A 12,328-nucleotide genomic window follows, 5' to 3' on the forward strand; every position below is an offset into this window, starting at 1 on the left:
CGAGGGGCTTTGCGACTTCTTCGCGAACTTCGCGCTCTCTGCGGTGATCTAAATTGATAACTTCAACTGCACTTCCTTCAACTGAAACGTTTTCCGGTGATACACACACTGCCCGAATGCTTCCAACGCTTTTCGATGATCGGCAGTACCATAGCCCTTGTTCTTATCCCATTTATACGCAGGAAATTCTTCGTGCAATTTTAACATGAACTCGTCACGATACGTTTTCGCGAGTATGCTAGCAGCAGCAATGGCCGTGAAGCGTCCATCGCCTTTTACAAAACACTGATGCGGAATTTTTTTATAAGGAATGAAGTAATTACCATCGATGAGTAACTGTTTTGGTTTAGGCTTTAACTGATCAATAGCGCCGTGCATGGCTTTCATTGCAGCTTTTAAAATATTGATCTTATCAATTTCTTCCGCATCAATAAATGCTACACCATACGAAACAGCATTCGCTTCAATGTATTCACGTAAGGTGTTTCTATTTGCTTCGGTAACTTTTTTTGAATCGTTGAGTAAGGGATGATGAAAATCTTTGGGAAGAATAACTGCGGCAGCTACTACGGGTCCGGCCAAACAACCTCTTCCCGCTTCATCGCAGCCGGCTTCTATCAATTCTTCATTGTAAAAATTCAATAACACTAAGTAAAGATACGAGTAAGTTTTTTTCAACTGTTTTTCGGTTGTGCTTTGAATGGCGTAACTTGAGTGTCACTATTTAAGTCAATTGCTATGGATCCTGTAATGTTTGAAGAAGTGTTCCCCGATTTCGAACCGAAGCTAAAAGAAGCGATCGAGTCGAATAGTGAAGTACGCTATTTTAAAGCAGGGGAGCAATTGATGCGGACAGGGCAGTATTTTAAAAGTACCATGCTCATTTTCGAGGGATTGATCAAAGTGTACCGGGAAGACGACCAAGGCAATGAATTTTTCATGTACTACCTACAGCCCGGTCAAGCCTGCGCCCTCAGCATGGTTTGCGCCACCAAACAGGAAACCAGTCAAATTATGGCCAAGGCGGTTAAAGATACCGGGGTGATCGCCATTCCCCTCCAGTACATGGACCAATGGATGACCCAATACAAGAGTTGGTACCATTTTGTGCTCGAAACCTACCGCTCTCGTTTTGAGGAATTACTTTTGACCATCGACCAGATCGCTTTTAGGGCGCTGGATGAACGACTGGTGTTTTACCTCAAAAGACATCAAAACACGTTGAATACCAATAAAATAGAAATCAGCCACCAAGAAATTGCAGACGAACTGAACTCTTCCCGAGAGGTGGTTAGCCGATTACTGAAAAAAATGGAGCAACTTGGAAAAGTAAAACTTCACCGCAATGAAATAGAAATCATTGATTTATAGAACTTTTTTTGAGGCCCTGTGTTATTTGTGATATAAGTCGCAATTCTTTCTCTCTCACCGTCCGAAATTTACCCTAAGGCAACTGGGGAAAAACCCCCGAATATTTTTTGCGGTAAATTAATTTTTTATGGGTACTTTTCAGGAGATAATCAATGCAGATAAACCCGTTTTGGTTGACTTTTTTGCAACATGGTGTGGTCCATGTAAAATGATGGCCCCGATTTTAACAGAAGTAAAAAATCAACTAGGCGAAAGCGTTACCATTCTCAAAGTGGACGTCGACAAAAATCCACAAGCAGCATCGGTATACAATGTTCAAGGGGTTCCTACATTGATCGTCTTTAAAAATGGTGAGGTGAAATGGCGTCAATCCGGAGTGGTGGGAGCAAAACAATTGGAACAGATTTTGCTTCAGTACTCATGATAATCCAAATTATATTCTGACTAAACCGATTAGTAGCATGTTAAAGGAATTCTTTCAATCCAACAGAAAAGCCATCCTTCTAGGAGTTGTTGGTATCGTACTAGGCGCCGTAGGCGGCCTCTTTTACTGGAAATACATGGGCGACTATGCGTCAGCGGAAAGTCTTATTATTTCTAGTCCTTACAGAACATCTATGTATGGCGCCGTAATTGGTGGCCTTTTCTTATCGTTCTGGGAGCCTCGCAGAAGTTCGCAACAATAACTGCTTATAAATTATGATTGAATGGTTGAGCAAGCCCTGGCCATGGTATGTGGCGGGTCCTCTCATTGGCTTAACAGTGCCCTTATTACTGATTCTCGGAAACAAATCATTTGGAATCTCTTCTTCGCTGCGGCATATTTGCGCCGCATGCATTCCTGCTAACATTCCCTTTTTCAAGTACAATTGGAGGAAAGAATCGTGGAACCTGGTTTTTGTAGCCGGTGTTTTATTGGGTGGAATTGTAGCCGGTACTTGGTTGCAGAACCCCGATCCCATTTCTCTCAACCCGAAACTGGTGGCAGAATTGAGCTCTTATGGAGTTGAAACACCACAAGGATTATTACCTCTCGATTTATTCAACTGGCCTGCCTTGCTTACAGCAAAAGGACTGTTCTTAATGGTTTTGGGTGGTATTCTCGTAGGCTTTGGAACCCGCTATGCCGGCGGATGTACTAGTGGACATGCCATCATGGGACTAAGCACCCTGCAGTTCCCTTCTTTAGTTGCCACTTGTTGTTTCATGGCCGGCGGTTTTGCCATGAGTAATTTGTTAATTCCTTTCATTCTTAAATTATAATCAGATGCCAATAGAAACCAATACCGATTTTGAAGTGCGTTCGCTTGACAGCATCTGTATCAACGATTCAGAATTGCCCGCACCTTGGTATTCAAACATCAAATTCATCATACCCGGATTTCTCTTTGGAATTTTACTCGTGAAATCGGAAGTGATTTCATGGTACCGCATTCAAGAGATGTTCCGACTCCAGAGCTTTCACATGTTCGGAGTAATTGGCTCGGCCGTAGTGGTGGGCATGATCAGTGTTTGGATCATTAAGAAACTGAAAGTTAAAACCATTCAAGGCGAGGAAATTCATTTCCCTAAAAAGCCCTTGAACAAAGGGCAGATCTATGGCGGATTACTTTTTGGATTTGGATGGGCTCTTACAGGTGCTTGTCCGGGTCCCTTGTACGCCCAATTAGGCACCGGTGCTACCGTAACTATTGTTACACTTCTTTCAGCCATTTTTGGTACTTGGTTGTACGGATTGCTACGTGAGAAACTCCCGCACTAATTTCTGATCAAAAAATAGAACAAGCGGTGTTCACTTGATGAAGTGATAGTACCTTTGCGCTATGATAGAGAATGACCTGCAGAAACGCATTCGCCCCGTAGCCATTTGGGTGTTGATTGGGGTAGTGATGTTAATGATTCAAGTTGTACTGGGAGGAATTACCCGTTTAACAGGATCCGGTTTATCGATTACAGAATGGAAACCTATCTTGGGTGCCGTTCCGCCTACTACAGAACAAGCATGGCTCGAGGCTTTCGAGAAATACAAAACCATTGGTCAGTACAAGCAGATCAATTTTCATTTCACTTTATCCGATTTCAAATTCATTTACTTCTGGGAATGGTTTCATAGAGAATGGGCACGTTTAATTGCTGTTGCCTTTGCAATTCCCTTCGTGATCTTCTTGTTTCAAAAGCGCTTTACCAAAGCAATGATCACCCCTTTGTTAGTGTTGTTTGCTATGGGTGGACTTCAAGGGGCCATTGGTTGGATCATGGTGGCAAGTGGATTGAATGATGAAAATATATATGTAAGCCATTTCAAACTGGCCATTCATTTTATCTCCGCATTGGTATTGGTAAACTTCGCGGTTTGGTTTGCATTGCGATTGCTGGTGCAAAAGCCTGCACAAATTTTACCTGCCGCTCCAAGAAAACAATTGTTCTGGCTCTTAGCACTCACCGTTCTTCAACTCATTTATGGAGCATTCATGGCCGGATTAAAAGCAGCCCTTGCCGCTCCTACTTGGCCAACCATCAACGGTTCTTGGTTCCCCGAATCAATGACCGGTAATGTGCTGCACGATGTTATTACCATTCACTTTATTCATAGAGGCTTGGCTTATTTGTTGGTTGTGGCAACGCTTGCTTGGTGGTGGAAGAACAGAGCAGCCACCGGATACAAGCCCTTCGACCGATGGAAGAATGTACCGGTGCTCTTGATTTTTGCTCAATTGGCACTCGGGATTCTCACGGTATTGAATGCAACTCAGCCGAATTTGCTCATTTTATTCGGAGCATTGCATCAGTTTATAGGAATGGCTTTTGCCAGCAGTATTGTGGTTTCCATTTATTTATTAAAACCAACGGGTTTGAATTTAAAGTAACGGAAGGGTTATGAAAAGCAACGTTTAATTGTTAACTTGTTAAGGTGTTGCTTTTATGAAACCATTCATACGATTTGTTTACCATTCCTTTCCTTTCCAACTCTTGATTTTACATATCAAGAAGTTCCCTGTATTGCTCATATTCTGGTACATTCTATTTAGCACCATCAGCAGCGGTTTCATGAAAAGTTATGGCGCTTATTCGCTGTTTCTTGGCCCCGAATACTTGGGCTCTGTAAACCCATTAGGGGCTGCAATAGTTGGAGTGGCCATTGGCATTTTTATCATGAGTTGGCATATTACAACTTTCATATTGTTCTCTCGACACTTTCGGTTTCTAGCTACTACTTCCAACCCGTTTTTAAAATATTGTATCAATAATAGTGCGCTCCCTGCTGTGTTTTTAATTTATTATATTATTCGAATGTCCATTTACGATAGTGGAAATGAATTAATGAGCGCGGGAGATGTTACCCTTCAAGTATTGGGCTTTTTGGCGGGGATATTGTTTTTGATCTTGATTTCTTTTCTCTACTTCTTTCGTTACGACCGTCGTATCGCCCGAAATTTAAGTCCGGTGATCAGCAATCCTCAACTTTTCAAATCACAATTCAAGAAGAAGCATGTGAAGTTGAACGATAGCCGAGTGATTCAAGTTGATTGGTTTTTCCGTGGTCCCTTTACAATTAAAAAAGTAAGAGATGTATCGCATTACAGCGACGATTTTATCGAATCTGTTTTGAAGCGACATCACTTTGCTTCTGTTGTAGCCGTATTTATTGCTTTTATCTTTTTAGTAGTAGTGGGATATTTCCTCGATTACAAGGCATTTCAATTGCCCGCGGCGGCCGGCATTACTGTTTTTTTTGCTATTGTAATTGCCGTTATAGGTGCCTTTACCTACTTTACGCAATCGTGGAGCATTCCTTTGTTGCTCTTGCTATTTTTTCTGATAAACTTGTTGTTCAAATTTGACATCATCGATCCTACCAATAAAGCCTACGGAATTAATTACGCTAATAAGAAAGAGCGTCCAGACTATAGTCCTGAGTATTTAGCCGCTTTGTGTAGCGATAGTATTGTTTTTAGTGATCGGAGAAATATGGAGGCGTTGTTAGATCGATGGAAGGCAAAACAAAAAGATAGTTTGCCCTTGCTTTACATTATTAATACCAGTGGTGGTGGAAACCGAAGTGCTCGCTTTACAATGGAAGTGTTGCAACACCTCGATTCAGTGAGTAATGGAACCATTCTGCGTAAGACTGTTTTGATCAATGGCGCAAGCGGTGGTATGTTAGGGGCCTCTTATTTTCGAGAATTGGATTTGCAGCGACAAAAAGGACTCCTAAAAAATATAACAGATCCGGTATATGCCGACAATATTTCTCAAGACCTCTTGAATCCGATCTTTAGTTCATGGGTTGCTCGTGATATTGCTGCGCCAGCGCAAAAGTTCAAGATCGGCAGTTTTCAATACTTGAAAGATAGGGGGTATGCTTTTGAAGAGAAATTGAATGAGAATGCAGGAGGACTTTTTAATAAATCGATACGCGACTATAAAGAACTAGAATCGAAAGCAGAAAGCCCCATGGTTGTTTACAATACGGTGGTTTCAAGAGATGGAAGAAAGTTTTTGATTGGAACGCAGCCAATGAGTTTTTTAATGAAAGCCAACGTAGACGATAGTCCTGATGCGATCGATTTCAATGCCTTTTTCAAATATCAGTCGCCCGATCAATTGCGGGTATTGAGTGCTATGAGAATGAATGCAACCTTCCCTTATGTACTGCCGAATGTATGGTTGCCTTCGAATCCGGTGATTGATGTGATGGATGCGGGTTTGCGTGATAACTACGGCATGGAGACCAGTTATCGATTTTTAACAGCTATGCGACCTTGGATTGAAAAGAATTGCAGGGGCATTGTATTGATTCAAATTCGGGATCGTAAAACAGGAGGCTGGGATCATCCTTTTGAATCGGGAAATATCAGCGAGGTATTAACGCGTCCGTTTTTGTTGTTGCAAAACAACTGGTATAAAATGCAAGAGTACAATCAAACCGATCTTTTTCAAAGCGAGCAACAATTGTTCAAAGGGAAAATTCACAAGATCACTTTTCAATACAATGCCCAAACCGAAGAATCCGGCGCAGCCTTGAGCTTCCATTTAACAAAACGAGAGCAACAAGATATCACGAAATCGCTGCATTTGAAGATGAACCAGGAGGCCTTGAGTTATTTCGCGAAACTGAGTGGTAATTAATAATTAACAATTAATAATTAATAATGAAACAGCCGGCAGTCAGGTTGATTGAATATCGGAGGCTAATCTGTGTTAATCCGTTTTAATTTGTGGGAATCGGTGGTCAAAAATAACGGTGAAATATTGAAAGACTCCTAGCGCTGCGTTAACGCTGCGGACGCCGCGCCGCCGCGGTAAAAAAATAGAGTAATGCTTTGCAGTGAATAACTCTAATTAATTAGTTTGATAATTATATTCATTTAGCAGCAAGACCAAATCTTCGGAGGCCCCAATTCTTAATTCTTAACTCTTAATTAACCCCCGCTCTAGGTCGTATTAGTTTGAAAAAATTCGGAAGAATTTTGATTTCAAATCTACTCTCGGTTTCGGAAGGCTCACCATCAATATGCAAAGGTGCTTTGCTGGGATTCTCAATAGTCAGTTGATCCGTTTGAAAATAGATGATGGATTGTTGCAAAGAGTTCTCTGCAGTTTTTACTTTCCCGAGCAATACCTGTTTCACTACATTTAGTAATAAAAGCGGTTTAGCAGTTTTCTTCACTATTACAATATCCAATAACCCGTCGTTTAATAAAGCTTCCGGTGCAATGGTGAAGCTATTTCCGAATTGATTGCTATTGGCTACACTGATGAAGAATGCTTCTGTATCGAAACGCAAACCATTAGCGCTGATTGTAAAGGGGTAAAAGGGAGCAGTAAAGAAGTGACGTGTGGTGAGTCGTGCATAGGTTTTCAATCCCCTGCTTTCTTGTTCTGCAAATTCATGGGCCACTCCGGCATCAAAACCTAAGCCAGCCAACATGCATGCAAAACGATTGTTGATCATGAATCCATCAGTTAAAGCCGGCTTGCCGGTGAAGAGGATCTCTAATGCTTTTTCGGGATTTTTAGGAATGTTGGCAGTAAGTGCAAGTCCGTTTCCCGATCCCATGGGAATGATTCCGAAAGGGATGTCTAAATGGGCGAGTGCATTTACTACTTGATTGACACTGCCATCGCCACCGCAGATCCCAATTTTGTTAAACCTCTCTGTTTTGATATAATCAACTAGATGATCGTAGTTGCCATCTTGGGTGGTTCCTTCAAAAGTAAAGTCGATGATTGCTGAACGGGTGATGTTTTCAATTTTGTTTCTCAGCACCTTTTTAGATCTGGTACCGGAAATTGGGTTCATTAAGTAAAGTATTTTATCCCGTTTCATGTGCGTCAATATCGAGCACGAAGATACAGTAGTAATGCGATATACTTAATCTTCCAATATCAATACACCCAAGACATTTCTTTTGATGCGTATGGCTTTTGCCATGGCGGGATCAGCAGGAGCGAGCCAAGCGCAGATGTTCAATTTTTTTCTGGTCCAAATTATTTTGAGCAGGTCTTTATTGAATAGGAAGATCTGATCGGCACTGTCTTTCTGAGCCGTTCCTTCTCCTTTTTCATCAAATAGTCCAATGCTTCTTACCCAACCTTTGGGAACTTCATTGGCTTTGTTGTCGTCGAATTCAATTTTGAACAGGTTGTTGTTCGATAGATCGGCTTTTTTCACACGAATGACGTTTGCAACGGTATCGTCAACGGTAGATGATTTTATAACAGCTTTTTTGTTGAGAGTAATTTTCCAACTGCTCATTTGAGCGGATGCGGATAAAGAAATAGCCAATAAAGCGATGAATACGATTGCCTGTTTCATGGTGACAAGATAGTGAATTTTATAATAAATTTTGGTTCACCGCAGTGCTCGCAAAGTCCGCTAAGTAGTCGCAAAGACCCTCGTTCTTGTATTCCACCTGTTCTTCCCTCTCTTCTTTCTCAATATTTCCTTTCTCCAGTCCTCTCCTTATTGTTTTTTCACCGCAGCGGCGCGGCGTGCGCAGCGATTGCGCAGCGCTGGCAGTCACCCTGTATTTCATTGATCAGGATTTTCAGGATTAAAGGATTGACAGGATAGTTGCTTCAAATTCTATTCCTCCTGTTCCTCTTCCTGTTCTTTCTCTGTCTTTCCTCGTTTCCTCGTCTCCTCTCATCCTCGTTCCTCCCTCTTCTCACCATTTCATCAAACAACTCGCCCAGGTAAACCCGCTTCCAAACGCTGCTAAACAAACGAGGTCTCCTTTCTTTATTTTTCCTGCTTCCCAAGCTTCGCATAAGGCTATGGGTACGGAAGCGGCTGTTGTATTGCCGTATTTGTGAATGTTATTGAATACTTGGTCGTCGCGCAATCCAAGTTTTTGCTGAACAAACTGGGCGATTCTTAAGTTGGCTTGGTGGGGAATCAACACCGAAATATCGGAAGGCTGATAGCCATTGGCTTGCAGCGCTTCTACAATGACTTCCGGAAATTTTACTACCGCTTTTTTGAATACCGAGGGGCCGTCCATAAAAGGGAAGTTCTGTGCATTGTCGATCATGTTGTGACTCATGAACATTTGTCCAATAGGCGCTTCGTCAAAATTAGCCAACGGCTCTTTTGTCCAATGGTTGGCGTGCGTGCCGGGATTGTACATTGCCAATATCTCGGCACTTTCTCCATCGCTGTGCAAGTGCGTGCTTAAGATCGCAGATTGATCATCGGAAGAGGGCTGCAATACTACCGCGCCGGCACCGTCTCCGAAAATCACACTAACATTTCTGCCTCGAGTACTAAAATCGAGTCCGAAAGAATGTTTCTCACTTCCAATTACCAATATGTTTTTGTACATGCCGGTTTTTATGAATTGATCGGCTACACTTAAGGCATAGACGAAACCGCTGCATTGATTGCGAATGTCTAAAGCTCCAATTTCTTTCATCTTCATGGCTCTTTGTACCAATACGCCACAGCCTGGGAAATAATAGTCGGGCGAGAGTGTTGCAAATACAATGAAGTCGATATCCTGAGGAGTAATGCCTGCTCTTTCGATGGCGATTTTAGAAGCTTCTACTGCCATTGTGGTGGTAGTTTCTTCTGTGCGATGGGCATAACGGCGTTCTTTGATGCCGGTTCTTTCTTGGATCCATTCGTCGCTGGTATCCATATACTTGGTAAGGTCCTGATTGGTAACTACATTATTCGGCACATACATGCCTATTCCTGCAATTTTTGAACTGAACATGTGCAAGCTGTTTAATCGTTATAGTGTAACAGTAGTAAAGCTAAAATGTTTTACTTAAAGATCTGATTGAACTCCAAGCGTTCGCCATCGGGTCCGGTAATGTTAAAAAAGGCCACGCCTTTCTCCCAAAAGTTGAGGTGTACGGGCGCTTCTTCTAATACATTGTAACCGTTTTCTTTTGCGATGCGGAAACATTCGTTCACATCATCTACATCAAAACAGATGTGATCGATGTGACCATCTTTTCTGCTTGTGATGGAAGGAATGATAGGATCGGGGAATTGGTACAATTCTAAAACAATTGCATTCAATTCCATCATGATACAGGTTCCCTTTCCTCCTTCATAGTCGAAAGGTTTTCTCATGGTTGTTTTAAACCCAAGTTTTTGATAGAAAGGCTCGCTTTGGGCGAGGTTGCTAACAGGAATGCCTATATGCTGAAGAGATTTTATTGGAATCATAGCAATTATTTAAACACGTACATACCATTTTTTCTTATCCATCCACCAGCCTGCAAGCCAGCAAGTGAGCATCCACCAAAGCGCGAAGGCGAGAGAAGCCCAGTAGTGTCCGAGATAACTAAATACGTTCAAGAAGATCCATCTGTACAAGGGAAGGTCGCCCACTTTAATGGTCCACATGAGTATCACGCCTACTTCACTTAGTAAATAAATAAAGAGGGGGTTCTTGCCCACTGTTTCAAAGAACCAAGCATATTTGTTTTTTTGACGGATGTCTACCAAATAAATGATGGCAGAAATGATCATTAGGTCGATGCCCACGGTATACAATACAAATGAGCTGGTCCATAATTTTTTATTGATGGGGAAGCTGCTGTCCCAGAAATAAGCAAGGGTGATACAAGCGGCACCCGCCAGTAATAAGTGTGTAAGCCCTTCGAAGCTTTTTCCTTTTTGTTGGATGTAGATCCCTGCAAAATAACCGAACACCACATTTCCAATAGCCGGGAAAGTGCTCAATACGCCTTCGGGATCGAAAGCTATTCCTTCGCCATGGTACAAATGGTTTGGACCCATGAGCCATAAGTCGAATTTAAGTGCGGCGTTCCCTTCCAAAGTGAAATCACCATAGGCACTCATCACCCATTTGTAAGCTACCAATATGAACAAGGTGATACCAAATACCCATTTAGGTTTTAAGAAATACACCATTAAAGAAGCAATGCCATAGCATAAACCAATGCGTTGCAGTACACCCAAAATGCGGGTATGATCGAAAGGTCTGAATACCCATCCGTTGGCAGTATGGTCTACAAAGGGAAACCAATACATGAGGAAGCCTAGTAAGAAAATAAGAAAGGTTCTTTTGAGAATTTTGAGTACCACTTTTGAGGTGGGTAAACTTTCCCATTTTGGAAGCACGAAACTCATCGCATTTCCTACCGCAAAAAGAAAGGAAGGAAATACCAGATCGGTGGGTGTAAATCCATGCCAGTTTGCATGTAACAATGGGGCAAATGTATATTCATCTCCTCCTGTATTTACGATGATCATGAAGCAAATCGTGAGGCCTCTAAATACATCCAAGGCCTGAAAGCGTTGAGAGCTCATATGCAGTGTTTGATTTGGGAAGATAGTTATTTTCAATCATTCTCATCGTATCTTTAAGCAAAGATTGCCTTCAATGAAAAAGCTGAAAATTACAGTAGTCGTTTTACTATTGTTAACCATCGTTTACCTACTCGGTCCTCATCCAGCAACTCCTGTATACGACACGAAACTTCCGGATGCTCCGGCAGATCTTCAGCAACTGAGTCAATATGTTTCTCAGCTTGAACGAGTTCAAAAAGTAAAAGAAGACAACGAGGCCAAAATAGTTTGGAACAATGATTCCATGCCTGCTAAAACAAAATATGCCATAGTTTATTTGCATGGTTTCTCGGCTTCTCATGAAGAAGGCAATCCGGTGCATATCACAATTGCTCGTGAAATGGGTGCGAATTTGTATTTGTCGCGTTTAGCCGATCATGGCGTGGATACCACCGAACCCTTCATGCAATTAACGGCTGACCACTATTGGGAGACCTGCAAACAAGCGTTGGCCATTGGATCGAAATTGGGAGAGAAAGTGATTTTGATGGCTACTTCCACGGGAGGTACCAATGCTTTGCAATTAGCGGCTGCTTATCCTGATAAAATAGCAGGACTGATTCTTTATTCACCCAATATTGCGATCAATGATCCCAATGCTTGGCTGCTTAACAATCCATGGGGATTGCAAATTGCCCGACTAGTGAAAGGATCAGATTATAATATTACGCCTGATCAACGCCCGATCTATAAGAAGTACTGGTATTCAAAGTATCGATTGGAAGGTGCAGTAGCTTTAGAAGAATTGTTAGAAACCACCATGAACGAAGAAACTTTCAAAAAAATACACCAGCCTACTTTAGTGCTCTGTTATTACAAGGATGAGGAGCATCAAGATCCGGTAGTGAAAGTTTCGGCCATGAAAACCATGTTTGAGCAGTTGGGAACAGCCGCAGCCAACAAGCAAATGGTTGAACTTCCCAATGTTGGCGACCATGTTTTAGCCTCTCCTATTAAATCAAAGGATGTAGAATCGGTCTTAAAGTATACCAGAAGCTTTGTGAAGGCACAGTTCCAATAGCTCGTATTATTTGTTATTTTTTCGTTACTAATTGGCTCAAATTCAGCGCTATCGGCAATTTTAGGGACCGGATAGTGATAATCCCCTTTATTTGTTGTACATTT

At 41.9% G+C, this 12,328-nt stretch carries 15 protein-coding genes; 8 read left to right on the top strand and 7 right to left on the bottom strand.

Annotation, left to right across the window (positions count from 1 at the left end; translation table 11 throughout):
- Window positions 1–48: 48 nt before the first annotated feature.
- On the bottom strand, window positions 49–678 hold the full coding sequence (locus tag ACQ2HE_RS03105) for a ribonuclease HII (protein ID WP_430894651.1): 630 nt from the start codon (window positions 676–678) through the stop codon (window positions 49–51).
- A 60-nt stretch (window positions 679–738) separates the two neighbouring features.
- Here ACQ2HE_RS03105 and ACQ2HE_RS03110 point away from each other — a divergent pair, with 60 nt between their 5' ends.
- The 7 genes from ACQ2HE_RS03110 to ACQ2HE_RS03140 all read left to right on the top strand — a co-directional run bounded on the left by ACQ2HE_RS03110 (window position 739) and on the right by ACQ2HE_RS03140 (window position 6,501).
- Window positions 739–1,371, top strand: coding sequence for a Crp/Fnr family transcriptional regulator (locus ACQ2HE_RS03110; protein ID WP_430894649.1), 633 nt, complete (start codon window positions 739–741; stop codon window positions 1,369–1,371).
- Window positions 1,372–1,498: 127 nt separating this feature from the next.
- A complete protein-coding gene (gene trxA, locus ACQ2HE_RS03115; RefSeq protein ID WP_430894647.1) occupies window positions 1,499–1,795 on the top strand; it encodes a thioredoxin in 297 nt (98 codons plus the stop codon).
- A 37-nt stretch (window positions 1,796–1,832) separates the two neighbouring features.
- Window positions 1,833–2,057, top strand: a complete 225-nt coding sequence (locus ACQ2HE_RS03120; protein WP_430894645.1) for a hypothetical protein — start codon at window positions 1,833–1,835, stop codon at window positions 2,055–2,057.
- Window positions 2,058–2,070: 13 nt separating this feature from the next.
- A complete protein-coding gene (locus ACQ2HE_RS03125) occupies window positions 2,071–2,634 on the top strand; it encodes a YeeE/YedE family protein (RefSeq protein WP_430894643.1) in 564 nt (187 codons plus the stop codon).
- A gap of 4 nt (window positions 2,635–2,638) precedes the next feature.
- On the top strand, window positions 2,639–3,133 hold the full coding sequence (locus ACQ2HE_RS03130) for a DUF6691 family protein (RefSeq protein ID WP_430894642.1): 495 nt from the start codon (window positions 2,639–2,641) through the stop codon (window positions 3,131–3,133).
- A gap of 61 nt (window positions 3,134–3,194) precedes the next feature.
- The gene (locus ACQ2HE_RS03135) at window positions 3,195–4,238 is read left to right on the top strand and encodes a COX15/CtaA family protein (RefSeq protein WP_430894640.1); all 1,044 of its coding nucleotides are present in this window, start codon (window positions 3,195–3,197) and stop codon (window positions 4,236–4,238) included.
- 55 nt (window positions 4,239–4,293) lie between these two features.
- The gene (locus tag ACQ2HE_RS03140; protein WP_430894638.1) at window positions 4,294–6,501 is read left to right on the top strand and encodes a hypothetical protein; all 2,208 of its coding nucleotides are present in this window, start codon (window positions 4,294–4,296) and stop codon (window positions 6,499–6,501) included.
- Between the two features lie 289 nt (window positions 6,502–6,790).
- Here the strand turns inward: ACQ2HE_RS03140 and ACQ2HE_RS03145 are convergent, their stop codons facing one another.
- The 6 genes from ACQ2HE_RS03145 to ACQ2HE_RS03170 form a co-directional block, all read right to left on the bottom strand.
- Window positions 6,791–7,702, bottom strand: coding sequence for a diacylglycerol/lipid kinase family protein (locus ACQ2HE_RS03145; protein ID WP_430894636.1), 912 nt, complete (start codon window positions 7,700–7,702; stop codon window positions 6,791–6,793).
- Window positions 7,703–7,747: 45 nt separating this feature from the next.
- Complete coding sequence (locus ACQ2HE_RS03150) at window positions 7,748–8,191, bottom strand: hypothetical protein (RefSeq protein WP_430894634.1); 444 nt, start codon at window positions 8,189–8,191, stop codon at window positions 7,748–7,750.
- 19 nt (window positions 8,192–8,210) lie between these two features.
- Complete coding sequence (locus tag ACQ2HE_RS03155) at window positions 8,211–8,411, bottom strand: hypothetical protein (RefSeq protein WP_430894632.1); 201 nt, start codon at window positions 8,409–8,411, stop codon at window positions 8,211–8,213.
- Window positions 8,412–8,543: 132 nt separating this feature from the next.
- On the bottom strand, window positions 8,544–9,593 hold the full coding sequence (locus ACQ2HE_RS03160; RefSeq protein WP_430894630.1) for a 3-oxoacyl-ACP synthase III family protein: 1,050 nt from the start codon (window positions 9,591–9,593) through the stop codon (window positions 8,544–8,546).
- 50 nt (window positions 9,594–9,643) lie between these two features.
- Window positions 9,644–10,054 carry a VOC family protein gene (locus tag ACQ2HE_RS03165; protein ID WP_430894628.1) on the bottom strand — a complete coding sequence of 137 codons (411 nt, stop codon included), beginning with the start codon at window positions 10,052–10,054 and terminating at the stop codon, window positions 9,644–9,646.
- Window positions 10,055–10,063: 9 nt separating this feature from the next.
- Window positions 10,064–11,164 carry an acyltransferase family protein gene (locus ACQ2HE_RS03170; RefSeq protein ID WP_430894626.1) on the bottom strand — a complete coding sequence of 367 codons (1,101 nt, stop codon included), beginning with the start codon at window positions 11,162–11,164 and terminating at the stop codon, window positions 10,064–10,066.
- 73 nt (window positions 11,165–11,237) lie between these two features.
- Between ACQ2HE_RS03170 and ACQ2HE_RS03175 the strand changes: the two genes are divergently transcribed.
- Window positions 11,238–12,224, top strand: a complete 987-nt coding sequence (locus tag ACQ2HE_RS03175) for an alpha/beta hydrolase (RefSeq protein WP_430894624.1) — start codon at window positions 11,238–11,240, stop codon at window positions 12,222–12,224.
- Window positions 12,225–12,328: the final 104 nt, after the last annotated feature.

Source organism: Endoryza foliicola (assembly GCF_050589245.1).
Classification (GTDB): Bacteria; Bacteroidota; Bacteroidia; order Chitinophagales; family Chitinophagaceae; genus Endoryza; species Endoryza foliicola.